Source organism: Cereibacter sphaeroides 2.4.1 (assembly GCF_000012905.2).
GTDB classification, from domain to species: domain Bacteria; phylum Pseudomonadota; class Alphaproteobacteria; order Rhodobacterales; family Rhodobacteraceae; genus Cereibacter_A; species Cereibacter_A sphaeroides.
The window spans coordinates 546,413-572,301 of the sequence record NC_007494.2 but is presented as its reverse complement, the minus strand read 5'-3'; the positions used below and the strand labels follow the sequence as shown (position 1 = coordinate 572,301).

General features: G+C 72.8%; 22 protein-coding genes. 7 read left to right on the top strand and 15 right to left on the bottom strand.

Annotation, left to right across the window (positions count from 1 at the left end):
* Window positions 1-3: 3 nt before the first annotated feature.
* Complete coding sequence (locus RSP_RS18130) at window positions 4-318, bottom strand: hypothetical protein (RefSeq protein ID WP_017140388.1); 315 nt, start codon at window positions 316-318, stop codon at window positions 4-6.
* Between the two features lie 234 nt (window positions 319-552).
* Here RSP_RS18130 and RSP_RS18125 point away from each other — a divergent pair, with 234 nt between their 5' ends.
* Genes RSP_RS18125 through RSP_RS18115 form a run of 3 tightly spaced genes read left to right on the top strand, consistent with a single transcriptional unit; the run spans window position 553 to window position 2,959 of the window.
* A complete protein-coding gene (locus RSP_RS18125; RefSeq protein ID WP_017140387.1) occupies window positions 553-1,626 on the top strand; it encodes a glycosyltransferase in 1,074 nt (357 codons plus the stop codon).
* Window positions 1,626-2,036, top strand: a complete 411-nt coding sequence (locus RSP_RS18120) for a hypothetical protein (RefSeq protein WP_011339360.1) — start codon at window positions 1,626-1,628, stop codon at window positions 2,034-2,036. The genes RSP_RS18125 and RSP_RS18120 overlap by 1 nt, the downstream gene beginning before the upstream one ends.
* Complete coding sequence (locus RSP_RS18115; RefSeq protein ID WP_011339359.1) at window positions 2,033-2,959, top strand: hypothetical protein; 927 nt, start codon at window positions 2,033-2,035, stop codon at window positions 2,957-2,959. Before RSP_RS18120 ends, RSP_RS18115 begins: the two co-directional genes overlap by 4 nt.
* Here RSP_RS18115 and RSP_RS18110 read toward each other — a convergent pair.
* Window positions 2,956-3,720 carry an OmpA family protein gene (locus tag RSP_RS18110; protein ID WP_011339358.1) on the bottom strand — a complete coding sequence of 255 codons (765 nt, stop codon included), beginning with the start codon at window positions 3,718-3,720 and terminating at the stop codon, window positions 2,956-2,958. The genes RSP_RS18115 and RSP_RS18110 overlap by 4 nt on opposite strands.
* A gap of 142 nt (window positions 3,721-3,862) precedes the next feature.
* Here RSP_RS18110 and RSP_RS18105 point away from each other — a divergent pair, with 142 nt between their 5' ends.
* The 4 genes from RSP_RS18105 to tssI are packed head-to-tail and all read left to right on the top strand — an operon-like array spanning window position 3,863 to window position 10,189.
* The gene (locus RSP_RS18105; protein WP_011339357.1) at window positions 3,863-4,609 is read left to right on the top strand and encodes a PP2C family protein-serine/threonine phosphatase; all 747 of its coding nucleotides are present in this window, start codon (window positions 3,863-3,865) and stop codon (window positions 4,607-4,609) included.
* Between the two features lie 3 nt (window positions 4,610-4,612).
* Entirely contained in the window at window positions 4,613-5,461 is an 849-nt protein-coding gene (locus tag RSP_RS18100) for a M15 family metallopeptidase (protein WP_011339356.1), read from the top strand.
* The gene (locus RSP_RS18095; RefSeq protein ID WP_011339355.1) at window positions 5,461-7,869 is read left to right on the top strand and encodes an ImcF-related family protein; all 2,409 of its coding nucleotides are present in this window, start codon (window positions 5,461-5,463) and stop codon (window positions 7,867-7,869) included. Before RSP_RS18100 ends, RSP_RS18095 begins: the two co-directional genes overlap by 1 nt.
* 16 nt (window positions 7,870-7,885) lie before the next feature.
* The gene (gene tssI / locus RSP_RS18090) at window positions 7,886-10,189 is read left to right on the top strand and encodes a type VI secretion system Vgr family protein (protein WP_011339354.1); all 2,304 of its coding nucleotides are present in this window, start codon (window positions 7,886-7,888) and stop codon (window positions 10,187-10,189) included.
* A 9-nt stretch (window positions 10,190-10,198) separates the two neighbouring features.
* On the opposite strand, the gene RSP_RS18085 is transcribed toward tssI, so the two are convergent.
* From RSP_RS18085 to RSP_RS18025, 13 genes are all read right to left on the bottom strand, one after another.
* Window positions 10,199-10,672: a TagF domain-containing protein gene (locus RSP_RS18085; protein WP_023004209.1), complete on the bottom strand. Its 474-nt coding sequence runs from the start codon at window positions 10,670-10,672 to the stop codon at window positions 10,199-10,201.
* Window positions 10,673-10,679: 7 nt separating this feature from the next.
* Window positions 10,680-14,201 (bottom strand): type VI secretion system membrane subunit TssM, encoded by a 3,522-nt coding sequence (gene tssM / locus RSP_RS18080; RefSeq protein WP_011339352.1) that lies wholly within the window; start codon window positions 14,199-14,201, stop codon window positions 10,680-10,682.
* On the bottom strand, window positions 14,201-15,562 hold the full coding sequence (gene tssL, locus RSP_RS18075) for a type VI secretion system protein TssL, long form (protein WP_017140386.1): 1,362 nt from the start codon (window positions 15,560-15,562) through the stop codon (window positions 14,201-14,203). The genes tssM and tssL overlap by 1 nt, the downstream gene beginning before the upstream one ends.
* Window positions 15,563-15,626: 64 nt before the next feature.
* The gene (tssK, locus tag RSP_RS18070) at window positions 15,627-16,955 is read right to left on the bottom strand and encodes a type VI secretion system baseplate subunit TssK (protein WP_011339350.1); all 1,329 of its coding nucleotides are present in this window, start codon (window positions 16,953-16,955) and stop codon (window positions 15,627-15,629) included.
* Between the two features lie 8 nt (window positions 16,956-16,963).
* Window positions 16,964-17,416, bottom strand: a complete 453-nt coding sequence (gene tssJ / locus RSP_RS18065; RefSeq protein ID WP_011339349.1) for a type VI secretion system lipoprotein TssJ — start codon at window positions 17,414-17,416, stop codon at window positions 16,964-16,966.
* Complete coding sequence (gene tagH / locus RSP_RS18060) at window positions 17,409-18,638, bottom strand: type VI secretion system-associated FHA domain protein TagH (RefSeq protein ID WP_017140385.1); 1,230 nt, start codon at window positions 18,636-18,638, stop codon at window positions 17,409-17,411. The genes tssJ and tagH overlap by 8 nt, the downstream gene beginning before the upstream one ends.
* Window positions 18,632-19,630, bottom strand: a complete 999-nt coding sequence (gene tssG / locus RSP_RS18055; RefSeq protein WP_011339347.1) for a type VI secretion system baseplate subunit TssG — start codon at window positions 19,628-19,630, stop codon at window positions 18,632-18,634. Before tssG ends, tagH begins: the two co-directional genes overlap by 7 nt.
* Window positions 19,594-21,459, bottom strand: a complete 1,866-nt coding sequence (tssF, locus tag RSP_RS18050) for a type VI secretion system baseplate subunit TssF (protein ID WP_011339346.1) — start codon at window positions 21,457-21,459, stop codon at window positions 19,594-19,596. The genes tssG and tssF overlap by 37 nt, the downstream gene beginning before the upstream one ends.
* Complete coding sequence (tssE, locus tag RSP_RS18045) at window positions 21,459-22,166, bottom strand: type VI secretion system baseplate subunit TssE (RefSeq protein ID WP_011339345.1); 708 nt, start codon at window positions 22,164-22,166, stop codon at window positions 21,459-21,461. Before tssE ends, tssF begins: the two co-directional genes overlap by 1 nt.
* A gap of 32 nt (window positions 22,167-22,198) precedes the next feature.
* The gene (locus RSP_RS18040; protein ID WP_002724313.1) at window positions 22,199-22,690 is read right to left on the bottom strand and encodes an Hcp family type VI secretion system effector; all 492 of its coding nucleotides are present in this window, start codon (window positions 22,688-22,690) and stop codon (window positions 22,199-22,201) included.
* 51 nt (window positions 22,691-22,741) lie between these two features.
* Entirely contained in the window at window positions 22,742-24,253 is a 1,512-nt protein-coding gene (gene tssC / locus RSP_RS18035; protein ID WP_017208403.1) for a type VI secretion system contractile sheath large subunit, read from the bottom strand.
* A 2-nt stretch (window positions 24,254-24,255) separates the two neighbouring features.
* The gene (gene tssB, locus RSP_RS18030; protein WP_002724310.1) at window positions 24,256-24,786 is read right to left on the bottom strand and encodes a type VI secretion system contractile sheath small subunit; all 531 of its coding nucleotides are present in this window, start codon (window positions 24,784-24,786) and stop codon (window positions 24,256-24,258) included.
* An 18-nt stretch (window positions 24,787-24,804) separates the two neighbouring features.
* Window positions 24,805-25,878 (bottom strand): type VI secretion system protein TssA, encoded by a 1,074-nt coding sequence (locus RSP_RS18025; RefSeq protein ID WP_011339343.1) that lies wholly within the window; start codon window positions 25,876-25,878, stop codon window positions 24,805-24,807.
* Window positions 25,879-25,889: the final 11 nt, after the last annotated feature.

Here is a 25,889-nt window from a genome sequence, read left to right as displayed (position 1 = left end):
CTCCTAATACATCGCGTTGGAGCTGTCGCGCCCGCCGCCCGTCCGCGCGGGGCTCTGCGGCGCGGCCGGGGCACGGGCGAAGCCCGCGATGATCTCCGCGCGGCTGAGGCCCGGATGGGCGCGCATGAGGCGGAACTCCACCAGCGCGAGGAAGGCGGCCTTGGCCATCGGTCCGGCCGGGTTCTGTCGCAGGTAGGCGCGCGCGGCGGCCTCGGTGGCGAAGGCCCGGCTGTCGGGTGTCTGGGCGGCCGCCCCGCCGATCGTGACGCCGAGCAACCCGACCAGCGTCAGGGCCCGGCCCAGCATCCACTTGGGCATAATGACTCACCTCAAATCGCGCGGACAGAGGCTCGCGCCCTGAAAAGTAGACGTCAGATGCGCATTTCCGTCAAGCGCCGCGCGCGTCGCCTGGGCAGCACGGCGCCCGATGTCCGAGGGACGGAGCGGCCGCCTGCGGGTCGGAGCCGCAGCCGCTGGCCGAGGGCTTCGGCTGGCGGCGTATGGGCGGAGAAATCTCTCGCCTGCGGGCGCGGGACGTGGGACGCTCGATCCATGTTCGAGCCGCCGCCCGCCCGTCCCGTGCCGCTCTGCTGGTTCCCGGACTACCGGGACACCAATCCCTATCAGACGCTGCTCTACGAGGGGCTGGGCCCGACGCTCGCGCCCGAGCCCGCGCCCCTTGCCGAGGCGCTCGACCGGCAGGCGAAGGTGGCGGGCGGGCGGATGATCTTCCATCTGCACTGGGAACATGCGGTGGTGGCCGCAGGCCCGGTCGAGCGGTTCCTCGACGATCTCGAGCGGTTCCGGGGCCGCGGCGGACGGGTGGTCTGGACGCTCCACAATCTCGAACCGCGCGATCCCCGGATGGCCGGGGCCGTCGCGGACCTGCGCCGCGGGCTTCTGCGGCTGGCAGACGTGATCCACCTGCATTCGCTGCCGGCGGTGGCGGCCGCGCGCGCGGCCCTGCCGCTGCCGCCCGAGCGGCTGCGGATCGTTCCACATGCGGGCTATGAGGGCGCCTATCCGGTGTTGCACAGGTCCGCGGCGCGGGCGGCGCTGGGGCTCGCCGGGGCGCGCATGGTCCTGCTGCTGCCCGGCCGTCTCGCGGCCTACAAGCGCCCCGCGGCACTGGTGGAGGCCTTCTGCCGTGTTGCTGCCCCCGAGGACCGGCTGATCCTTGCGGGGCAGGCGCTGCCCGGCGTCCTGCCGCCGGGGGCGCCCGATCCGCGGCTCCTCCTCCTGCCCGACTTCGCCACGCCCGAGCGGCTGGCCGAGTGCCATGCCGCCGCCGATCTCGTGGTGCTGCCCTATGTGCAATCGCTTACCTCCGGCTCGGCGGTGCTGGCGCAGACGCTGGGAAGGGGCGTCCTCGGGCCCGACCTTCCGGGCCTCCGCGACGTGGTCGAGACCGGGCGGACCGGCTGGCTCCACGATCCCGCCCGCCCGCTCGATGAGGTGCTGGCCACGGCGCTGGCGGAGGGCCCGCAGGTCTGGGCCGAGCGGGGCGCCGCTGCGGGCGCGCTCGCCGCGGCGCGCGACCGCCGCCTCGTCGGCGCCATTTGGCGCGACCTCTTCACGGCGCTCCTCGCCCAAGCGCCGCCCGGCCGCGTGGGGCCGCTCGTCTGATGCCGGCGCCTCCGGCAGAGCCGCCGCTCGATCCGGACGCGGCCGCCTGGCCCTTCACCGCGGACAGCCCGGTGATCGCCGGGGTCGCCCGGCAGGACCGACCCCTCGCCATCATGCTCGTCGATCTGACTGGCCTCGACTGGCCCGAGATCGAGCCTCTCCTGCCGGTCGCGCGCGAGGTGGCGCGTGAACAGGAGATGGTGCCGGTGCTGGTCGTGGATCTCGTGGATTTCCGCGGCCTGCGGGGGGCGGGCCTTGCCTATGACACGCTGCCCAACGCTGCCGCCAACGCGCCGCTCGGGTCGGGCGACTGGCCCGCCTATCTCGCGCGCCGCCGCGCCGTGCTCCTGTCGAAATGGCAGCCGGCGGCGATCGTCCATCTCGGCACCCGTGCGGAGTGGGAGAGATGATCGATCTGGCCGCCTGCGACGTGGTGTTCCTGAGCTTCGACGAGCCGAACGCCGAGGCGCATTTCGCCCATCTCGCCGCCGCGGTGCCGCGGACGCGCCGGGTCCATGGCGTGCGCGGCTTCGATGCCGCCCACCGGCGGGCGGGAGAGATCGCAACCTCGGCCCATGTCTTCACCGTGGATGCGGACAATCTGGTGACGGATCCCGGCTTCTTCGCGGGGCGCCTCGACCTGTCTCCGCGCGATCTGGGCTCGGTCCTGTCCTTCAGCGCCCGGAACGCGATCAACGGGCTCGAATATGGCAATGGCGGCGTCAAGCTCTGGCCCCGCGCCACGCTCCTCGGGCTGCGCACGCACGAACATGCCGGACGGCCCGAGGCGGCGGTCGACTTCTGCTGGACGGTGCCCTACTTCCAGATCAACCGGGTGCTCTCCGAGGTGCATGTCACCGGGACGCCGGCGCAGGCCTTCCGCGCCGGGTTCCGCGAAGGGGTGAAGCTGAACCTCGGCGGCGGGCGGCTCGCCTATGACGTCCATCCGGACCTGCCGCGGGGCGAGGCGCTCCTGCGCCATGTCGGGGCCGCGAACCACGAGCGGTTGCGCATCTGGTGCTCGGTCGGCATCGATGTCGCGCATGGCGACTGGGCCCTTCTCGGTGCCCGTCTCGGCTGCGCGATGGTGGCGCTCGACGGGTTCGATCCGGCGCGCGTCGCCGATTACGGCTGGTTCGCCCGCTTCTGGCAGGAGGAGATCCTGCCTGCCCATGACACCGAGGCCGGCCGGAGGGCGGCCATCGCCCGCCTCGGCCGCAGGCTGCGCGCGGAGCTGGGGCTTGCCCTTGCCGATCTCGATGCGGAGGCCTCTGCCTTCGTCCGCTCGATCTACCGCGGCCGCCGCGCGAGCGGGCCGATGCCGGTGGTCTAGCTCAGCGCCTGAAACTCGACCCGCCGGTTCTCGCCGCTGCGGGGGTCCTTCTTGTCGGCCAGGAACCGCTCGCCCATCCCCACGGCGCGCAGCCGTTCCGGCGCGATGCCGCAGGGGCCGGTCAGGTAGCGGCGCACCTCCTCGGCCCGCAGGAGCGAGAGCTGCTGGTTGTAGGCCTCGCTGCCCGCCGCATCGGTGTGGCCCACGATCTGAAACAGGCGGATGTCGCTCGCCTTCATCACCGTGCAGAGCTGCGCGAGAAGCGGCGTCTGATCCGCGGCCAGCACCGCCGAGTCGAAGGCGAAATGGATGCGCACATTGACCTGCAGCGCCGGATCGAGAAGGCCGAAGCTCTCAGGAGAGACTTCCGCCGTCTCACGCCCCTCGGGCGGCGGATCCGCGGCGGCCAGCCGGTCGGCCCCCTGCGGCAGGCCGAGGACCGGCCGCCCGGTCTCGCCCGGCGCGCTGTCGGTCGAGGCCGTCGGCCGAAGGCCGGGATCCTCCCCCGCGGGCGCCCCGAGGCTGTCCGGCACATCGGCCATGGCGGGCGCCGGCCCGATCCGGTCCACCGTCACGAGCTTCAGCCCGCGCGCCTGACCATTGCCGCTCCGGGCCGCCGCGAAGGCGTCGCGCTGCCGGTGGAAAAGCCCGAGAAGCTCCGCATCGGTCAGGCCCTCTGCGCCGGCCCCGGTCGGGGCAGCGGCGAGGCTCGCCAGAAGAAGCGCGCAGATCCGGCGCGTCAGGGTCGCTCGGCGGGCCATCGCGGTCCTCCCGCAAAAAGGACAAGCTGAAATCACTGAGTCAGGCTATCATGAACGCGCATTGGTTTCACCCATTTGGACCAGCCGCCATGACCCTGCCGGAAGTGCGACGGCCGCGCGTCCCGCCCCGAGGGCCCGCGCGATGAAGGCGCCGACGACGGTCGTGCCCCGTGCCGGGCTGCGGGTCGAGGGCTGGGGCATCACCCACCGCGGCCACCGGCGCGCGCGGAACGAGGATGCGATCCTGACCGACCCCGCGGGCCAGCTCTGGGCCGTGGCGGACGGGATGGGCGGCCACGGGCAGGGCGATGTGGCGGCCGATATCGTGATCGACCATCTCGAGACGATCCCCGAGGGCGGCGAGCCCCGGCGGATGCTGGTGGCGGGGCTCGAGGCTGCCAATGCCGCCATCCGCGCGCACGCGCGGAAGGCAGAGGTCGGGCAGATGGGGGCTACGGTCGTGGCCCTGCTCATCGCCCGCACCACGGCCCATGTCGCCTGGGTGGGCGACAGCCGGGCCTATCTGTTGCGCGCGGGCCGCCTGAGCGCGCTCACCCGCGATCACAGCGTCGTGCAGGCGCTTGTGGACGCAGGCCACCTCGATCCGGCCGCTGCCGCCCTCCATCCCGAGGCGAACCTCGTCACCCGAGCGGTGGGGGCCTCCGATACGGTCGAGGTCGAGACGGTCGCGCTGGAGATCGCAGCCGGCGACCGGCTTCTGCTCTGCTCGGACGGGCTCACCCATTGCGTGGCCGATCCCGTCCTTGAGGGGCATTTGGCGTCGGCGGTGGGGCCTTACGAGTCCTGCCTCGCGCTCGTCCGCGCGGCGCTCGATGCGGGCGGGCCCGACAATGTCTCGGTGGTGGTGGTTGACGTGGCGGAGGGCTGAGCCATGCAGCGCGGCAGCCTCGCCGGGCCCCTGATCGTCGCCATCGGCCTCGTGGTGGCGGCGATGGCCTTCGCGGTGGTGACGAGCCTTCTGCGCACGGCCGATGGCGCGACCGAACTGCGCCTGAAGCGGCTCGAGGCGGCCCTGACGGAGGCGGATGCGGCGCGGGGGGCGCTCGACGGGCGGATCGCCGCCCTGACCGCCGAGGTGGCGCAGCTGCGCGACAGCCTGAGCCTCGTCGCGAACCGGAGCGAGCCCGTCGTGGCCGCCGATCCCTTCGCCGGCGAGGCCTTCGATGAGCCGCCCTCCGAGGCGCTGACGGAAGAGGTCAAGCTGGCCCGCGCGCGCTTCAACAAGGGCGTCACCCAGCCGAAGAACCGCGTGATGCTCGAACTGCTCGGCCCCCCGCGCGAGAGCTATAGCACCGCCTGCCAGCCGGTCACCGCGCCGCGTCTGAAGGCGCTTCTCGAGACACGCACCGTCGGGCCGATCACGGTCAGCATGATCCGCCCCGCGCTCGACAGTCTGGCCCGGGTGCTCGAGCGGCTCAGGCAGTCCGATCCCGACATCCATGCCAAGGTCGGCACCGCCGGCGCCCTCTGTGCGCGGTTCGTCCGGGGATCCACGAGCTCGATCTCGAACCATTCCTGGGGCACGGCCATCGACCTGACGCTCGAAGGCGTGCTCGATCCGTTCGCCGATGGCGGCACGCAGGCGGGGCTTCTCTACCTCGCCGAATATTTCAACGATGAGGGCTGGTATTGGGGCGCGGCCTATAACCGCGAGGACTCGATGCATTTCGAGGTCGGCGAAGAGACGCTGCGCCGCTGGCGTGCGGAGGGGCGGATCTGATGCCGCAGGATCTCGCCCGAGGCCCCGCCTCCGATCCGTTCGCCCGCGCCGCGGCCCCCGCGCTGGCCTTCGCCGAGGAGCTGGGCCGGAGGCGTGATCCTCCCGCAGCGCTGGCGGCCGAGGCCCGGGCGCATCTCGACCGGTTCGGGCGCGCGCTTGCAGGTGAGGTTCCCGCGGCCGCGGTGCCGCCCGCGCGCTATGCGCTGGCGCTGGTGATCGACCGGCAGGCGCGCGCGAACCCGAGCCTCGACCTGCGTCTGTGGGAAGCGGCCGCGCGGGCGCAGCTCTTCGACGGTCGCGCTCTGGGCGAGCCGGACCTGCGCCGCTTCCTCCGCAGCGCCGCCGAGGCCGGGCCCGCCTTCGCGCCGGTGCAGCCGTTCCTGCAGGCCTGCCTTGACCGGCTGGAGGCCCGGCGGACACGCCTCCAGCCGACCGCCGTGGAAAGCTGGCGCGGGATCGCGGCGGTTCTGGCCGCCTCCTTCGGGTTCGCGGTGGCGGGCTGGGCGCTGCATGTCGAATGGAGCTTCCATCACAGGCTGGCCGAGGCCTTCGAGGCCCGTGCTGCGGAGGCGGCGGCCCTGCCGCTCCGCGCGCGGCTCGACACGCTCGCGGATGCGGCGTCCGGTGTCGCGACCGAGGTGCAGCAGGCGCCGGTCGCGCTGGCCGCGGGGCCTCTCGGCTTCGACGCGGCGGCCGGTGCCGAGGCAGCCTACCGCGCGGAAGTGCAAGCCGCGCTGCCGGCGGTTCTGGTGCAGGCCGTCGAGGAGGCCATCGCCTCGGAGGCCGATCCGGCGGCGAGCTATGACACGGTGCGGGCCTGGGCGATCCTGAGCGGCGCGGCTGACTGGTCGCCTGCCTGGCTGGCAGGCTGGCTCGACCGTCGCGCGGCTCCGGCGGAGATGCGGGGCCTCGCGCGGCATGTGCGGCAGCTGGCGCCGCCCGAGGGACCCCTGCCGCAGCCGGATGCCGATCTTCTGGCGCAGGCCCGCGCCTTTGCCGCCGAAGCGTCCGAGGCCGACCGCGCCTGGCTCGAACTCCTGCGCTCGGAAGGCGCGGCGGCGCTTCCGCCGTGGCAAGCGGAGGCGGCGGTGCCGGGGCTCGCAGCCGTGGTGATCCGTCGGTCGGGGGCCGCGCTCGACGCGCCGGTCCCCGGCCTCTTCACGGCGGCGGGCTGGACCTACGCCCGCGACCGCGGCGCCGGGCTGGCGGTGCAGGCGGCGCGGCGCGAGGCGCGGCTGCTCGACCGGCCGACCGCCGAGAGCAACGCCAGCGCCGACCGCGTACTGGAGCTTCTGCAGGCCGAGACGCTCGCCCGGTGGCAGGCCCTGCTCGCCGATCTGCGCGTGGTGCCCTTCCGGACCGCCGACACGGCCGTGCGGGTCTCGGGCGCGCTGGCGCGACCCGAGTCGCCGCTCACGCAGCTTCTGCGCGAGGTCTGGCATCAGGTGGGCGGCGAGGATCCGCTGAGGCCCCATGCGCTGCAGCTGAAGATCGCGGCCGTCTTCGGGCCGACGCGTCAGTTCGTGGATCAGGGCGGCATGACACGGATCGCCGCGCTCTTTGCGGCGCTGAATGCGGCTCTGGGGGGCCTCGACCGCGACAGTCCGACGGGTCTCCAGCGGCTGATGCAGGCCGAGGACCGGGCGCGCAGCATCGCCACGCTGCGGCAGGCGCCCGCGCTGGTGGTCGAGATCATCGAGGATCTGCTGGCGCAGGCGGGCTCGGCGCAGGCCGCGGGTCTCACGAACCCGCTGACGGCGGCGTGGCAGGCCGAAGTGCTGCCGCTCTGTCGCGCGACGCTCGACGGGCGCTATCCGTTCGCCGAGGGGGCCGACGCCGACCCCGCCGGGGTGGAGCGGCTTCTGGGCCGGAACGGGGCGCTCGCGGCCTTCGTGGCGGCGCGCGCCGCGCCCTATCTCGACCGGAGCGCCAGCCCCTGGCGCTGGAAGCCCGAGGCGCGCTTCGCCGGGCTTTCGCCCGACAGCGCGGCCTTCCTCGAACGGGCGAGCGCCGCAGGTCCCGGCCTGACCGGGCCGAGGACGCTCACGCTCACCGCTCTGGCCGAGCGGGGCACGGCCGCGGTGATGCTGGGCGGGCAGGGTGGCCCCGTCACCACCACGAGCGACAGCCTGCGGCTCGACTGGCCCGGCCTGCAGCCCGACCGCGGCGCCGAGATCGCTTTCCGCACGCCCGAGGGCGCGGCGCGGCTGGCGGCGCCGGGGCCCTGGGGCCTCCTCCGGCTCCTCGAGCCCTTCCGGTTGCGGCCCCGCGAGGGCGGGTTGCGGTTCCTCATCGACCTGCGCTCCGGCGGTGCGCGGCTCTTTCTCGAAGCCGCCTTCGACGCGGCGCCGAACCCGCTCTCGGTGCGACGACTCGTGCGCGGGCTCGCCTGTCCGCAGGTCCTGTGAAACGAAGGGAAAGCCCATGTCCGAGGCCCGCGAAATCACCCTGTCCCTTCCCGCCGCGACCGAGGATCTGTGGTTCTCGGCGCTCGAGGGCGAGGACGGGCTGGGGCGCCCGTTCCGCTACGAGCTGCTCCTCGCCAGCAAGTCGCTCGATCTCGGCGCGGCCGACATCCTCGGCACGCCGGTGCTGGTGACGGTGCGGGGCGAGGTGCCGCGCCATTTCCACGGCATTGCCACCGCCTTCGGGCTGGACGAGATCCGCGACGACCATGCCCATTACCGGCTGACGATGGAGCCCTCCATGGCGCTCCTCGGCCTGCGGCGCGACAACCGGATCTTCCAGGACCGCTCGGTGCCCGAGATCCTCGAGGCCGTCCTGGGGGAGATCCCCGGCCTCGACTGGGATTTCAGGCTGCAGGCCAGCTATCCGCCGCGCGACTACTGCGTGCAGTATGGCGAAACCGATCTCGATTTCGTGCAGCGGCTGATGGAGCATGAGGGGATCGGCTATTTCTTCGAGCATGAGGCAGAGGGCCACAGGCTCGTCCTCTTCGACACGAATGCCCGGCTCGCGCCCGCGCCGGGGGCCGAGATCCTGCCCTACGAGCCCGACAGCCGGGTGAGCTTCCGCGACGGCGACTTCATCACCGCCTGGCTGCCCCGGGCGCATATCCGGCCGGGAAAGGTCTCGCAGGGCGACTACGATTTCGAGAAGCCCTCGTCGGACCTGACGAGCCGCGCCGAAAATCCGCTCGGCCATGCGGCCGACGGTGCCGAGCACTATCGCTGGCCCGGGGATTACCGCACCCTCCCCGCGGGCGACCGGCTGTCCCGGCTCCGGCTGGAGGAGGCGCAGGCGCCGCAGGTGCGCATCGAGGCCCGCGGCACCGCGCGGCCGCTCTGGCCGGGCCGGATCTTCCGGCTCGATCTCTTCCCGCGCGAGGCGGAGAACGACGACTATCTCGTCACCGCCTGCCGCTACCGGCTCTGGGACGATCAGTTCCGCTCGGGTCAGTCGCGCGCCGAGGTGGGCTACGAGGTGGATCTGTCGCTCGTCCCCGCCCGCGTCCCCTACCGGCCCGAGCGGCGCACCCCGCGCCCGGTGATGAAGGGGCCGCAGACCGCCCTCGTGGTCGGGCCCGCGGGCGCGGAGATCTTCACCGACAGATATGCGCGGGTGAAGGTGCATTTCTTCTGGGACCGGCTCGACGCCCGCAACGAGGCCTCCTCCTGCTTCGTCCGCGTGAGCCAGACCTGGGCCGGGGCCGGCTGGGGGTTTATCCAGATCCCCCGGATCGGGCAGGAGGTCATCGTCGATTTCATCGAGGGCGATCCCGACCGCCCCATCGTCACGGGCCGGGTCTACAATGCCGAGCAGATGCCGCCCTACGGCCTGCCGGGCCAGGCCACCCAGTCGGGCTGGAAGTCGCACTCCTCGCCCGGAGGCGGCGGCTGGAACGAGCTGCGCTTCGAGGACAAGGCGGGTGCGGAGGAGGTCTATTTCCAGGCGCAGAAGGACCATACCGAGCTCATCAAGAACGACGAGAGCCGCACCATCGGCCATGATTTCGCCGAGGATGTGGGCCATGACGCCGTGCAGTCCGTGGCGCACGACCGCAGGGAGAGCGTGGGCAACGACAAGGACACGAGCGTGGGCCGGAACCGCACCGTCTCGATCGGCGTCGACGACAGCGAGAGCGTGGGCGCGAACCGCGCGCTGCGGGTCGGCGCGGACGAGACGATCGCGGTGGCGCGGAATGCGACCGAGACCATCGGCATGAACCACACCCAGACGGTCGGCATCGCCCAGACGGTGACGGTCGGGGCGGCGCGCACCGACAGTGTCGGCGGGGCCGAGACACGCTCGGTCGGCGCGGTCCAGACCAACACCATCGCCGCAAGCCGCAGCGTCTCGGTAGGCGCGGGTCAGACCCATTCGGTGGGCGCCGACGACGGCTGGACCGTGGGCGGGTCGCAGACCGTCTCGGTCGGCGCGGACCAGTCGGTGACGGTGGGGGCGAAACAGACGGTCAGCACCGGCTCGGATCAGGTGACCACCGTCGGCGGCTCCCGCGCCACGCAGGTGGCCAAGGACGACCTGCAGAAGGCCGACGGCGCCATGGGCATCGGCGTGGGCAAGAGCTACACGCTCGACGTCAAGGACGAGATCACCCTGAAATGCGGCTCGGCCGAGATCACGCTGAAGAAGGACGGCACCATCGTCCTCAAGGGCAAGGACATCACGCTGGACGCCTCGGGCAAGATCAACCTCAAGGCCGGCGGCGAGATCACCGGCAAGGGCTCGAAGATCAACCTGAACTGACGGTGCCGGTCAGCCGGTTCCGAGGAGCCTCCCGAGGGCCTCCGCCGGGTCGCGGGGATCGCAGGCGGCGCTGGCCTTACCCGTCCAGAGAAGGAGCGGCGCGGCCGCTGCGGCGTCGCCTTCCGGGACAGGAATATCGCTCAGCGCCTGCCAGAGCGCGTCCGGCTCCGGGTGGACGGCGGCCGCCGCCCGGGCCGCCTCGCACCACGGATCGAGGCCGTCCGGTCCGGGCAGCCCGTCCGCCACCAGAAGGAGCGAGAGCGGGAAGCTCCGGCCGATCCGGTCGCGGCCGGGCAGCACCACGCCCCCCGCGACCCGCCCGCCGGAGCGGAGCCGCACCCGCAGCCCGCCCTCGGGACCCGCGCCGAGCCGGCCCGCGACATGGCGCGTGATCCAGCCGTCCCAGGCCGCGCGGAAGGCGGGCGAGAGGCCGCGCGTCACGAAATCGCCGGTGGACGGCAGCTTGCCGAAGAACCCGGCCATGGCGCGCTCAGAAGCCATCCGGGCAGCGGAACCCGCCGAAGAGCCTGAGGTCGAGCGGGTTCTCCACCGAATTCGCCCGGAGATCGAAGCGCGCGGCATAGGCTCCGGCGGCAAGGCGCAGCCGGAACAGGTCGGGCTGCGCGGTGGGCGCGAGGCTGCCCTTGCCGATCAGCCGGAGCCAGGCCCAGGCGCCGGATTCCGAGGTCACCGCCTCGGCCGACCCGTCGAGCGGCGTGAAGGAGAGCACGATGAGGTTCGTTCCGTTCTGGCCGGGCCAGGTCATGCCCACGGGGGGCGTGGCCGCATTCATGTAGACAAGCTGCTGGCCGTCGAGGCTCAGCGTCACCCGGGCGGCATTGGGCGACAGGTCCGTCGCCTGAAGCAGGAAGCCCATCACCGGGCCGATGCCTCCGGCGAAGAGACCGTCGCGCATCCGCCGGGCGGCCTCGAAGGGCGCGAGGCTCCGGGCATCGAGCCCCAGATCGGCGCGCCAGGCCCAAGGGTGCCGCGTCGTATCGATCCAGGGCCCGAGCGCGTCGCCCGTGAAGCCGTCGAAGAGGCCGCCGGGCCCGAAGAGGCGCTGGAAATCGGCTGTGTTCACATCGATGGCCGAGCCCGGCTCGAACGGATAACGGCCCGCGGTGGCGGCGCGGCAGAAGGGCAGGATGTCGGCCCGGTAGCGCGCGTTCAGCCGAGCGATCGCCGCCTCGCGCGTCACGCTGGCCGTGTCCGTGGCCAGCCCCTCGAGCCAGGCGCCGATGGGGGGCGGCAGGCGGGCGGCGACCTCGGTCAGCCCGCCGGTCAGCGTGGCAAGCCCCCCCTGCGCGGTCAGCGCCGCCTGCGGATCGGGATTGGCCGCCGCGGTCTGAAGCGCATTGGCCAGCGCGCCGAGCGCGAGTTCGGCATCCCCGATCCGCGGCGGCACCCCCTCCACCTCGGCGATCATCCCCTTCAGCGGCTCGAAATGGCGCGCCACCGCCTGCCCCGGCGGCTCCGTGGGCGGAGCGGAGCCCGCCGACAGCGCCGCGGCCCCCTTCACGAGCTTGCCCACCTTCCCGAGCTTCTTGCCGGCGGCCTTGAGGAGACCCTCGGGCGGCGCCGCATCTGGGGCGGGAACGCGCGTGAGGTCGGTCTCGGCCACGACCGCAGCGAGCAGCCGCTTCAGCGCACTGTCGGGGCTCGCCAGATCCTTCATCGCCGCAGTGGCGGTGGCGAAGTCCGTCAGCGGCGCCAGCCGGATGTCGCGCAGAAGCCCATCCCAGCGCGCGATGAAATCGTCGGAATAGAGCTTCAGGATGTCCGCCTCGAGCGTGGCGGCCGAGGCCCCGGCGCTGCCGCCGCAGCCGCCCGCAAAGAGGGTCCGGTCGAGCGTGGCCTGCGCGGCCACCTCGGGCACGAGCGGCAGGATCGTCTCGTGAAAGCCCGCAAAGGTGAAGGCGCCGGGCAGCCCCACCCGCAGCGTCTTGCCAGAGAGGCGGGTGAAGATCCTCGCGCCGTTCGGCCCGGCGCGGTCGCCCGGGATCCAGTCGGGCAGGCCCGTGACCGCGGGATCCTGCATCAGCGCGCCATAGGCGCGGGCCGCGAGGGGGATGGTGCAGATGCTGGCCAGCGCCGCCGCCACCAGCTCCTCGTCGGGCGGGATGGGGTCGCCCTGCGTGCCGAAAAGGGAAAGCGCGGCCAGCTGGTGCCAGCGGGCCGCCTCGGTCGGGAACGGGTCGAGCACCGCCTGCTGCGGCAGCTGCTCCTGCCGCCAGCCGGTCAGGAAGTCGCGGTCGTAGGGCGCGAGGCCGGTGAGCATGAAATAGGCCTTGAGCGCGCCCAGCATGTCGTCGGGATCGCGCACCTGCCGCCACATCGAGGCCTCGAGCAGCGCCACCATCCGCGGCGCAAGCACATTGGCCAGCGTGCGCTCGTAGGCGATGGTGCCCGCCCGCTCGATCTCGGCCGCAGCCGAGGGGCCGATGAGGGCGAAGGGGCCCGAGGGCGGCTCCGTGCGCGCGGCGTCCGCGGCAGTCGCGGCTTCCAGCGCGAGGGGAAGGTCCAGCGGCTCGGTCGGCGCCTGCCGCGCGGCCACATTGGCCAGCCGGGCGGAGAGATCCGCGGTCAGCCGCGCCTGATCCTCGATGGCGCCCGACCAGCCGAGGAACGAGAGAAGGAACCCCAGCCCCGCCACCGCCGTGGCGAGCGCCGCGCCCGCCACCGAGCCGCGCCAGAGCCAGCGGCGCCGCTCCTCCGCCGCCCGGTCGAGGCGACCGAGCCCGGCTTCCGGGAAGATCACCTTCGCCAGAAGATCGTGCAGGAAATAGGAGCGTGTCTCGCCCCGCGCCCGGCGGGGAGGCGCGGGCGCGCTGAGGCCGAAGGCGCCCGCCAGATCCCCGAGCATCCGGTCGATGGGCGAGCCCTCCTGCGTGGCCGAGGTGAAGTAGAAGCCGCGGAGCCAGGGGCTGTCCTCGTAGCGGCTCTCGCCGAAGAGGGTGGCGATCAGCACCCGCAGCGGCGCCTCGACTTCGGCCATCCGCGCGGGGAAGCGGAAGATCTCGGCCCGGTCGGCCAGCGTGGCCTCCTCGGCCAGCCGCGGCCCGACGCGGGCCTCGAGTTCCTGCCAGAGCGCCCGGGCCTCGCGGTCGACCGCCCCGCCCTCGGGACGTTCGTCGGGCGCGAGCGTCGCCCCCCAGACCTGCTCGCGCCCGCGCGCGGGCAGGGGCGCGAAGAAGGTCTCGAAGCCCGGCACGAGGTCGGCCTTCGTCACCATCAGATAGACCGGCAGGCGGATCTGGAGCCTCTGGCCGAGCTCGCTCAGCCGCTTGCGGATCTCGCGGCCATGAGCGCGCAGCGCAGGCTCGGGCCCAAGGAGCTCGGTCATCGACAGGGCCACGATCACGCCGTTCAGCGCCCGCCGCCCGCGGTGGCGCTTCAGAAGGTCCAGAAAACCCGACCATTCCGCCGCATCGGCCTCGGGATCGCTCTGCTGCTGGACGTAGCGCCCGGCGGTGTCCACCAGCACGGCCTGTTCGGTGAAGAACCAGTCGCAGTTCCGCGTGCCGCCCACGCCTTGCAGGTCGTCGCCGGGATCGATCGGGAAATGCAGCCCCGACTGGCGCAGGGCCGTGGTCTTGCCGGTGCCGGGCGGGCCGATCAGCAGATACCACGGCATGTCGCGCAGAAAGCGCCGCCCGCCCACGCGCGAGCGTTTCATCTCGGCCATCACCTGCCGGAACCGCGCCCCGACCTCGGCCACGGCCGCCGCGCCGGGATCGGGGGCGGCGGGCGCGGGCGCCGCAAGCTCGGTCACGAAGAGCTGGTTCCTGCGCGCCGCCCGCAGCTGGGCTGCCAGCAGCGACAGAAGCCAGCCCACCGCGATGCAGCCCACGACCAGCCCGCGCGCGAGGTCGGAGGCGAGCGGCACCGTCTCGCCCACCGAGACCAGCGCGCCGAACTGCCAGACCAGCCCGCAGAGGAGCGCGAGCCCGAGGAAGGTCCAGAGCGTCCGCGAGGTCAGGGCGGCGAGGAGGAGGCGGAGCGCGCGCATTAGAGCCTCTTCTCGATGCGGATCTCGACGCGGCGGTTCTGCGCCCGGCCCGCGCGCGTGGCATTGTCGGCGACGGGCTCGCTGTCGGCATGGCCCTCGGCGGTGACGATCCCCGCGGGCACGCCGCCCTCGACGAGGAGGGCCGCGAGGGTGGCGGCGCGGGCCTCGGACAGGCCCTGGTTCGAGGCGAAGGGATTGCTGCGCTGGACCGGCACATTGTCCGTGTGGCCGATCACACGGACCGCCCCCACCAGCTCGCGGTTCTCCGCGAGGACGGCCGCGACCGAGGCCACCAGCGGCGCATAATCCGCGTTCACCTCGGCGCGGGCCGAGCGGAACAGCTCGGGGTCGGTGCCCTGAAGCGTCAGGATGGTGAGCTGCGCATCCTCGCGGCCCTGAAGGGCGGCCGCGGTGGCGGCGGGGGCGCAGGCGCGGAAGGCGGGCAGGAGCTCGATCACCACCGGCTCTACCCGGATTTCGGGGGGCGGCGCGACCGTTTCGCGCGGGGGGCGGAACAGGGCCGCGCGCTCGGCCGGCGGCACGAGGGCCGCCAGATCGAAGAGCTTCTCGGCCCGCGCCGACAGTTGCAGCGAGAGGCCCGTGTAAAGGGCGGCCATCAGCGCAAGCGCCGCAAGGCCCACCGTCCAGACCGGCACCGCGAAGCGGCGCGGCGCGTCGGGAGCGGCGACCCCCTCCCAGTGCGGCGAGAGCGGCGCGGCCGCAGCCTCCGGATTGCGCAGAAGGCGCGCTACGCCGGTGCGGAGCGCGAAGAGCGCGCTCTCGCCGCCCTCCCGCCCCGTCCGGTGCTTGCCGCGAAAGCCGAGCGACAGGCAGAGCCAGGCCAGCTCCAGCAGCTGCGGGTCGAGCGTCGGATGGCGCGCGAGCTCTTCGAGCCGGTCGAAGAAGCGGGTGCCCGCATCGACCTCGCCCGACAGCTCGGTCACGAGCGGCTGGCGCGGCCATCCGCTGGCCGCACCCCAGGGCGTGTTCAGGGCCAGATCGTCGAGGAGCGCCGCCACGAACCAGGCGGCGCGGTCGGCGCGCGCCAGCGGCACGCCCTGCGCCACGCTCCGGTCGCGGGCTTCGGTCAGGCCGTCGCGGAGCCGCGCACGCAGCATCCCCGGCTCCTGCGGCGGGGCGGTGCCTTCCAGCGCGGGCGCGAGTTCGAGGAGGAGAGCGAAGCTCGCGACAAGCGGATTGGCATGGGTCCTTCCGTGGGCCGGGCGGACCGGGGCCACAGCGCCCACCTCGGCCGGAGCAGGCCCGGCCGCGGCCCGGCGCGCCCGTTCGGCGGGAGAAGGCCTGATCCGGGTGCGGGCGGCATCGGTCGCCAGACCGAACGGATCGTCCTCCCGCGTCATGGTCCCGTCCCCCGGCGCCCCGCGCCCAACGGCGGACATGCCCAGCCGGAGGCGCCTGCGCGGGTCATCGGCTCACCGCATAGCAATCGATCTGCGGCTCGCGCTCGAGCACGCCCGAAACCCCCACCACGAAGCCCGGCGCCTCGAGGAGTTGCGACCAGTGCTCGGATTTCTGGTCGAGCTCGAGGCAGAGCCGCTCGCCGTCGTAGGGGATCTCGCGCGGCTGGGAATGGAGCGGCTTCAGCGGGATGCCCGGCAGGCGCGAGGTCCAGAGCCGCTCGAAGGCATCGGCCGCGCCCACCGTCGCCTGATCGGCGAAGAGCCGGCGCAGGCTCTCGTCCGACATCTCCGAGCCCACGCGCAGCACGATGCGCGAGGAGCGCAGGATCTCGGGATTGTCGATGCGGACCTTCCAGATGTTCTGCGCGTGGCGCGCCACCGGCAGCGCCCGCGACTTCGGCTCGACATGGCGCAGCGACAGAAGAAGCGAACGCAGCGTGTCGGCCAGCGCCGCGAAGGCCGGCTGTGGCTCGAGATGGTCGTAGGGCGCAAGCGCGCTCAGCCGGCGCGAGGAGGAGCCGTAGGTCGCCATCCGCCCGGCGAGCGCGGCCAGCTCGGCATAGAGCGCCGATGGATGTTCCTGCGCCTGCTGGAGCAGGTGGGCAAGGCGCGGGCGCGCGGTGTTGGCCAGTTCGAGGATCAGCAGGTTCTCGATCGAGCGCCCGGCGCCGCCCAGCACGAGCCCGCCATGGGCATCGGCCACCCGGTCGAGCCCCGTCACCAGCTCCTGAAGCAGCGCGCCATACCAGGGCACGGCGCCGATGGTGAGGGCAGGGGGCAGCCATCCCTCCTGCAGGGCCACGGATCCGTCCGCGCGCAGCCCCTCGACGCGCGCCACGGGCAGCGTCACGCAGCCGTCCGCGGGCTCTCCCGGCGCGATCAGCCGCGGGGCGAGCCGCGCGAGCTCCACCTCCTCGGGCTCGGCGCCGCCGCGGATCGCATCGCGCAGCACCTCGATCCGGCCCCGGTAGCGCGCACCCGAGGGTGCGGCATGGGCGGGATCGACACTCGCCGCCCCCTCCTGCTCGAGCGGCAGCGCCAGCTGGACGAGGCCCGGCGGCCCGTCGCGGCGGAGCGCCGCGGCCGGCGGCGGCTCGGCCTCGGTCAGGCGGAAGGCCGTGCCGTCCGGCATCAGCGCCTCCGCCTCGGCGAGCGCCACGCGGCCTGCGTCGAGCGCCGCCGCATCGAGCGCGAGCCGGGTGAAGCCGAAGGGCTGCCAGGGCGCGGCAAGGAGCGCCGCGCGCAGCAGCGCCTCCGCGTGCCGGTCCTGCTGCTGGAAGTGCTGGGTCCTGAGGAAGAGCCCTTCCGACCAGACCACCCTGTTGCCGCTCATGGCGCGCCTCAGCCCTGCACCACGACGAGGCCCCCCTGGCCCACGTCGATCTTCAGCGCCACCTCGGCGGTGGGCGCGACGCTGAAGCTGTAGCGGTAGCTGCGTCCGCCCGCGCTGCGGAAGCCCGCGACCACGCCGATGGCCGCCACCGACGGGTCGAGCGGGATCGCCCGCACGACCGGCGCGCCCGGCATCAGCGTCACGAGATCCGCCTTGAGCAGGTCCGCGCCGAGGCTTGCCGCCGGCGACTGGAGCGCGAAGGCGTCGGCCGCGTCGAAGGCCGCGGTGCCGCGCAGCTGCAGGATCTGGACCGTCAGCGGCCGGTCGCTCCCGTCGGGGCCGGGGTTCATGCCCGCCGTGCCCGTGGCGCTGACGGTGAGCGTGCCGGCCTTGGGCCCCCCGCAGCCCGCCACGAGCAAAAGCGCCCCCGCGCCCGCAAGGAACATGCGTCTGTCAGCCATTCTCTCTCCTCTCCGGGCCCTCGTAGGCCTCCCTGAAATCGGCCCCGACCTCGCCGAGGAACCGGTCCTCGGCCGCGCGGGCGAGCTCTTCGTAACGGTCGAGATACAGCTGCCAGAGCCGCGCGCTGCGGCCTCCGGCGAGGAGCTGCGCCATCCGGCCCTCGCGCTCGCTCTCGGCCTCGAAGCGCGCGGGATCGAACCGGTCGATCATCCGGCGCAGCGCGGCCTGCACCGCGATCCAGTTGCGCAGCTGATGGTCGGTGAGGTCGCGGAAGGCGCCCTCGATGGAAGCCTCGGGGCCGAGATATCCCGGCCCCCGCGGCGTCACCAGCGCGGCCACTGCCTCGTCGAGCGTGACGAGGAATTTCAGCGGGTTCACCTCCGAAGCCCCGATCACGCTCTGCGGAACGCGGGCGGCGCCCTTCTCGCGGGAGCGGGCGCGCAGCAGCAGGACGAGCCCCTCGGCCAGCAGCCGGAAGCGGCGGCCCATCGCCTCCATCGCCGCCGTGTCGAGGGCTTCGGACGGAAGGCCCAGGCCGTGGAAGAAGGCCTCGGACAGGGCGTCCTCCGACAAGGCGAGCTCCCTTGGCGCGGACCTCGCCTGAGGTGGGGCCGGGGATGCTTCCAGGGAAGGGTTCTCCGTCGCGGTGCCCGGCCTGAAGAACGGGTCCTGTCCCTCCGTTTTGCGCGCCTCGGCGGGGGGCGGGCGAACTTGCGCGGGCAGGGCCCAGCCGAAGCCGAAGTCATCCTGCGGCGGCGGGGCGGGCGCCCGCTCCACCGCCTCGAACGGTCCCGGCAGATCCTTCGGCCGCGGCGGAGGCTCGGGCGTCACCGCGCGGGGCGCCGCGAAGAAATCGTCGACCGCCAGCGCCGCCTCGCGCGGCGCGAGCGGCGCGCGCAGGGGCTCGCGCCCCTCGATCTCGGCGCGCAGCACGACATCGCCCAGCCGGAGCCGGGTGCCCTGCGCCAGCACCGCGGAATTTCCCGCGCCGAGCGGGCTCTCGGACCCGTCGAGGAACAGCCCGCCCCGGCTTGCGTCGATCACCAGCCAGCCGCCCTCGCCGCCAGAGACGATGCAGTGCCTGCGCGAGACGAACATGTCCGGGTCGTCGATCTGCCAGTCGCAGTCGGCACCGCGCCCGATCGAGAGTTCGCCCGCTTCGAGCCGCATCTCGCCCACGCGCTGCGGGCAGGGCGCATGTTCGATGACGAGCCTCAGCATCCGGCCTCTCCCTCTGCGGGAAGAAGGCTTGGCCGCCGCCAGTCCTCGGCGTCGCGGTGGCGGCCGCCCGCCAGCCAGAGCGTCCGGCCGAGCCGCACCGAGCCGAGGCGCGGGGCGGGGATCGCCGCGCGCCGCAGGAGGGGCCGCAGCCCCACCGTCACCTCGCGCGGGGCGGCCACGCCCACCAGATGGCGCAGGTCGGCGGCGAGCGCCGGATCCTCGATCAGGCGCAGGTAGAGCGGCAGATCCACCGGCCCCACGCGCAGCTCGGCCCGGGTCTGGCGCTGGAAGCTGCGCGCCCCGGCCACCGCGCCGCGGCCGAGGCGGGCGTGCTGGTGGCCGAGCCGGCTCTGCAGCGGCAGCGGGATCGGCATCCAGTGCGGCAGAAATTCACGAAGCGTGCTTGGCGCGCCGAGATGGCAGGCCACCAGATCCGTCAGCCGCGCGGGGCTCTGGATCCCGGAGGCGAGCGAGGTCGCGTGCCGCCGCTTCACGCCGTCGAGCCGGGCAGGCCGCGGCCCGGGCAGGCCCAGACCGGCGAGGGCGTCGATCATGGCCCCGAGCCGCCCCGTGCCGAAGGCTGCCTGCACCTCGGGCCTCTGGTCGGCCCAGGCGCGCCAGTAGAGCGCGAGCAGCCGATGCTGGATCATGTTGAGGAAATCGAGCGCCGTCGTATCGGCGGTGCCGCCGTCGGTGCCCTCGAACCAGCGGTCGGACAGGCGCTGCATCAGCCAGCGCGTGAGATGCAGGGGCATCGGCCCCTCGGGGCCGAGAAGGCCCAGCACCTCGACCTCGACGAAGGGCGGCGCGCCGGGGCGCAGCGCCGCCACGTCGCGCGCCGCCATCGACAGCCGCACGCGCTGGCCGAGCCGCGCGGGCTCGGGGCCGGTGCGGCCGAAGCGGAGTTCCGGCGCCTCCAGCCGGCGCAGCAGCTCGAAGAAGCCCGTGGCGGGGCTCAGATCGGGGGGCGGATGCCGGGGATCGTCGGCCATGTCACCTCCTCCTGTGCCTGAACCAGCCGCGTGCGCAGCCGGACGACCGCGTTGATCGCCGCCTGCCGCGCGAAGAGCTGCGCGAGCAGCGCGGACAGAAGAAGCGTGCTCGCCCCGCTCAGCACCGTCTCGTCGACTTCGAGCGTCACCTCCTGTCCGCGGCCGAAGCAGAGCGGGCCGGGCAGATCCAGCCGCTCGGTCACGGCGCGCGCCCGCACCCGGGCGATGGACCGCGCATGGCGGGCCACGGCCGGGTCGCCGCGGTCGGCATAGAGCGCGAGCAGCGCGCGCAGCGGTTCGGCGTCGTCGGTCGTCTCGGCGAGCGACAGATGATCGAGCGAGAGCTGCGCGGCGAGGCGCCAGATGACCTCGTCCTGCTGCGCCTCCGCTTCGCGGGTCATGCGCGGCAGCCCGGCGGCCAGCGCGGGACGGGGGCGGCGGAGCGCCGACAGAAGCTCGACCCGCGCCACCGGATCGCCGCTTTCGAGCGTGAGGCGCGGGCTGTCGTCGAGGATCGGCAGGTCGCGGTTGGTGCAGAGCGCGCGGATGTCGAGCCGCCGGACGGCAGGCGCCGTCGCGCCCGGACGCCGCACGAGCGAGATGTAAAGATCGTCGCCCGCGTGGCTCGTCCGGGTCTGCCCCCGGCGCAGCTCGTCCTCGCCGGGGCGGCGGGGGCGGCGCTCGGTGGTATAGAAAAGACCCAAGCCCCCCTGGGCCGCGGGCGCATGCAGGGGCTCGATCACCGCCTCGGGGCCGGAGCTGTCGGCATCCTCGACCCGCAGCAGGCGCAGGATCTCGAAGTCGCGCGGCCTTGTGCGGTCCGGGTGCACGACATGCGCGGCCGAGCGGGGATCGACCTCGACCGCATTGCATTCCTTCTCGAAGAGATTGACCACGGGCGTCACGAACAGCCGGAAGTCCGACGCCGCGACGTCCGCCAGCGCCGGCCGCGGACGGTCGAGGAGCAACAGGATCTCGACCCGTCCCGTCGCCGCGCGGATGGCTGTCTGCAGCCCGTCGAGGCGCAGGTAGTGGAACCGATCCGGCATCAGGAAATATTCGCGGATCAGCCGGTAGCCCTCGAAGGAGGGGCGCAGGCGCGGCAGCAGTCCCTCCGCCCCGTCGATGCCGACGAGGGCGGGGGCCGGCACCCGCTCGAAATCCGCCGCGCCGCGGGCCGCCGCCCGCCGACAGGTGCCGTGGATCGCGTCGAACAGCGCGGGCGCGCGCGGACTGCCCGCGAAACAGAGGTCGAGCCGGTCGAGCGACAGCTCGGAGAGCGTGCCCGGCCCTGCGCGCGCGAGGGCGAGGCGGATGGCCGCCTCGGCGCCCCCCGCCATCGCCTCGGAGAGCCCCGCGGCCTTCAAGGCGCCGCGGTCGGGCAGGTATCCCGCCGCCTCGAGGGTCACCGGCCAGAGGGTCACGTCCTGCGCGGTCGTGTAGGTGGCGCGCGTGGCCAGCCCCTCGCGGAAGGCCGCGACGAGGCGGGTGCCGCGCCTCACCGTGTGGCCGTCCGCCATCCCCAGCACCTGCGGCCCCGGGTGAAGGGTGGCGAGCGCCATGGCCGGCGCAGGCCCGGCGAGATCGGGCCAGAGCCAGTCGAGCAGGTTGCGCACGCTGCGCTGCGCCTCGGCGTCGAGCTTGAGCCGGGTCCTTGCCGCGAGCCAGGCCACCCCTTCGAGCAGCCGTTCCACATAGGGGTCCGGGCAGGGCACCGTATCGAGCGAGAGGTTGCGCCCCACCGTCGGATGCAGGGTGCCGAACGCGGCCGCCGCCTCGCGCAGCTCGGCGAGCTCTGCCTCGTAATAGGCGAGGAAGGCGCGGTCCATCACGCCTCCTCGAGCGCGGTCGAGGCGCTGCCGGTATCGAGGTCGAGCATGGTTGACAGCCGCAACCGCTCGGGTACGGGGGCGAGCATCAGCACCCCCTCGATGGAGATGCGCAGGCCGCTGCGGTCGTGGGTGTCCACGCGGATCCTGAGCGTGTCGCGCCGCAGCCGCGGCTCGAACAAAGCCACCACCTCGCGCAGATCGCGCGCCAGCCGCTCGGGATCGAAGTCGCGCGCGCGCCGGCCCGAAAAGGCGGGAACGCCGAAGTTCAGCACGCTGCGCCGGACATGGGGGAAGTCTTCGAGAGTATCGGCGGGGTCTTCCGCCGCCCCGCGCTCGGCTGCGCCGAGCAGAAGATGGGCCTGCAGCCGCTCGGTGTTGAAGAGCGCCTCGACATCGCGCCGGACGGCCTCGCGCAGCGCCTCGGGGGTCACGAGAAGACCGTGCTCCTCGAGAAACGCGCGCCGGTCGAGCAGCGCCATCAGCCGCAGGACGGCGCGCCGCTGCCCTTCGTCGAGACCGGTCAGCCCAGCCCGCCCCCGGGCGAGCAGCTCGTCCAGCCGCTCCTCGCCCAGTTCGCGCGCGAGGGCCGCCCGGGCCCGCCCGCTTTCGGCGATGAGGCCGGGCAGATCCTCGCGCAGCCGGTCCCAGAGGCTCGGCTGCACCGCCTCGCGGCGGGCATGAGGGGGTATCACCGTCTCGGGCATCGGGTCCCTCCGCGCCAGCGGGGCCGCCGCGCTCAGCGGGCGGCGACGACGTTATATTCGACCTCGTGCTCGTCGCCGGCCGAATGGTCGTCGGCCTGAACGACATATTTGTAGGTGATGGTCTCGAACGAGATCGCCACATCCTCGGCGATCATGTCATGGCCCGACTCCTCGGGCGCATCCTGCGCGAGCGCATAGCTCGAGACGATGCAGTTCTTCAGCGTCACCTGCAGATAATCGAGATGCGCCTCGCCGGAGTCCTTGCGGGCCATGAAGATCATCTCGGGGAAGGACTTGCCCTGCATGCAGGCCAGCGCGAGATAGGGTGAAGAGGCGTCCATCCATTTGCGCAGCCGGAAGTCGCCCACCCTGGCGCGGCCGCGCGTCCGGCCGCTGCCGGTCGAGGCCGAGCTCGTCTGCTCGACGAGCCAGCTCACGCCGAAGGCGTCGATCTCGTCCTCGTGGTCGGCGCGCCGCGACTCGCCCTTGATGTCGTCGATCTTGAGGTAGCCTGTGAATGCCATGTCCTGAACCTCCGATGGCCATGCAGACGTCCTGAAAGCGGGGAGAAGCGATCAGCCTCCCTTGACGGAGGGCAGCTCCGAGACGAGCCGCAGGCTCGCGTTGATGCCCTCGAGCTGGTAGTGCGGCCGCAGGTAGAAGCGCGCGGCATAGTAGCCGGGGCGGCCCTCGACGCTGTCGACCTGCACCTCGGCGGCGGCGAGCGGGCGGCGCGCCTTCTGCTTGTCGTCGGCCATGGCGGTGTTGGCGAGGACATAGCGGTTGATCCACTCGGACAGCCAGACCTGCATGTCGGCCCGTTCCTTGAAGCTGCCGATCTTGTCGCGCGCGATGGCCTTGAGGTAATGGGCGAAGCGGCAGACGGGGAAGAGGTAGGGCAGGTTCGCGCTCAGCCGCTCGTTCGACTGCGCGTCGGGATCGACCAGCCGCCCGGCGCGGGCCTCGTCGTCCTGCAGGCTGTGAGCGCCGATGAAGGCCGCGATGTCGGTGTTCTTGCGGTGCAGGATCGGCATCATCCCGAGTCTGGCGAGTTCCGCCTCGCGCCGGTCGTCGATGGCGATCTCGGTGGGGCATTTCATCGCCACCGAACCGTCGTCGGTCGGGAAGGTGTGGACGGGCAGGTTGATGACCGAGCCGCCGGTCTCGACGCCGCGGATCTGAGTGCCCCAGCTGTAGAGCTTGTGGCTGCGGTTGATGTTGACGCCCATCGGGAAGGCCGCGTTCATCCAGACGTAATGGTCGTGCTTGCCGTCGATCTCCTCCTCGAAGGCGAAGCCCTTTACCGGGATCGTGGCCGCGCCATAGGGCAGGCGGGCCAGCACCCGCGGAAGCGTGAGGCCGATGTAGCGGCTGTCCTCGCTCTCGCGCAGCGACTGCCAGCTGGCGTAATCGGGCGAGGAGACGATCTGCTGAAGATCCTGCGGATTGGGCAGTTCCTGCCAGCTCTCCATGCGGAAGAGCTGCGGGGCGGCCGCGGCGATGAACGGCGCATGGGCCGAGGCGCAGATGCCCGAGATGTTGCGCAGGAGGCTTACGTCGCGCGGATGGTGGCTGAATTCATAGGCCCCGATGACCGCCCCGAAGGGCGCGCCGCCGAACATCGAATATTCCTCGGTGTAGAGCTTCTTGAAGGTGGGCGACTGGTCCCACATCTGGCCCTCGAAATCCTCGAGCTGGTCGGCCAGTTCGTCCTTGGTGATGTTCATCACCCGGATCTTCAGCTTCTGGTCGGTCTCGGTGTTGTTCACGAGATAATGGAGCCCGCGCCATGTCCCCTCGATCTGGCGCACCTCGGGCGCGTGGAGGATCTCGTTCATCTGCGCCGAAAGAAGCGCGTCGATGCCCGCGATCAGCGACTTGATCGACTTGACGGCATTGCCCGAGATGGTGGCGGTGCCCGACCGCTCGGTGGCTGCGAGGGCGAGGTTGCGCACCAGATCCTTCAGCTTGTCGCTGTCGTCCTCGCGGACGCGGAAGTCCTTTTCCAGAAGCGCACTGAACTCGCCCAGATCCAGCGCCTCCGTCTCGGCGGTGGCGGGGCCAGTGTCCTGCTTGGCTTCGGCCATGGTCATTCCTCCGGCTGACGCGACTTCACGGCCTCGCCCGCGACCTGCGCGAGCAGCGGCTCGTTCGTCAGAAGCTGGGCGATGCGCTTCTCGGCACTGACCTTGCCGTCCATGTAGCCGAGAAGCTCTTCGAGCTGGCGCCGCATCCGCAGGAGCTCGGCCAGCGCCGGCACCTGCTCGGCCATGCGGTCGGGGGCGAAATCGCCCATGCTGCGGAAGCTGAGATCGACGAACATCTCCTCCTCGCCGCCCTCCGCCCCGCCGGGCAGCCGGTTCGGGACCCGTGCCTTCACCCGCGGGCTCAGCGCCTCCATGAACTTGCCGAACCGGCCGGCATCCACCTCGACGAAGGCCCGCTCGGCCGCGGGTTTCTGCGCCTCGCGCGTCTCGGACTTGCCGGCGAGGTCGGCCATGACCCCCATCACGAAGGGCAGCTCGATGGTCGTCGGGCTGCCGTAATGCTCCACGTCATAGGCGATCTGCACCCGCGGAGCGCGGTTGCGTTCGATCACCTTCGCCTTGCTCTCGCTCATGGTCGCGGCCTCTCCCTGTCATTTCGTCCGTTCGTCCGCGACGCCGGCCACGGCGCGGAATTCCTTCATGCCCGAGGGGGCGACCTCCTCCATGAGCTGGAGGAAGTTCATCGGCACCATCCGCCGCATCCGCCGCGCCAGATGCGGGATCGGCGACGAGGGTTCGGTGCGCTCGTAGAACTCGATGATGAGGTCGAGGCAGCGCTCGACATCGCGGCGCGAGGCGATCCCCAGGGCCGGGGCCTCGGGGAGGGCGGCGGGGGCCTCTGCGGCGAGAGGTGCGGGCTCTGCCGTGGCGGTGCCGAGGGTCGCGGCCATGCGCTGAAGCTGGGTCGAGAGGGCCGTGAAGCGTAGCCCCGCGCCGTTGGTGCCGAGCTCTTTCGCCAGCGCCGCCTCGAGCCGGCCGAGGGCCGCCTGTGCATGGGCGAGCCCTGCGGCGAGGCCCTCGAACTCCGCCGGCCGCTCCGCCTTCAGTCCGCGGCAGGCGGCAGCCACACGGGCGGCCCGCGCCTCGTGCGCGGCGGCGATCTCCGAGGTCTCGCGCGCGCCGAGCCCGCGCGGGGCCTCGGCCAGCACCTGCGCCGCGCGCAAGCCGCCCGCCGCAAGGTCGCCGCCCGTGACGGCGCCCAGAGCCCGCATCTCGAACATCGGCTGGAACTCGAGATCGCCGAGAAGGCCCGCATCCGCATTCTCGATCTGGCGCAGCGCATTGACCCGGCGCATGGCCGCCTCCTGCGGCGGCCCCTCGCGCAGCGCGGGGTGGAGCGTGTCCCAGTAGCTCTCCACCGTCCGGGCCAGCAGGTCGAGCCCCGAGGCGAGCCCCGCCAGCCCCTCCTCGGCGGTGAGCGCGCGCAGGAGGATCACCAGAAGCCGGAGGTCGCGCCCCGAGGCCGCAAGCGCGCGCGCTTCGGCCACGATGGCGCTCCAGTCGAGCTGCACTTGAGAGCCCGTCTCGGCGGCCGCCTGCCGGGCCGCGCGTCGGGCCGGTTCGATGAGACGCTCGATGGCGTGAAAGCGCGGATCGTTCCGCAGGTCCGCACCCGACGGAGCGTCGCCTTCGATCGGATCGAGAAATTCCCGTAGCTCCGACATGGCCGTGCGGC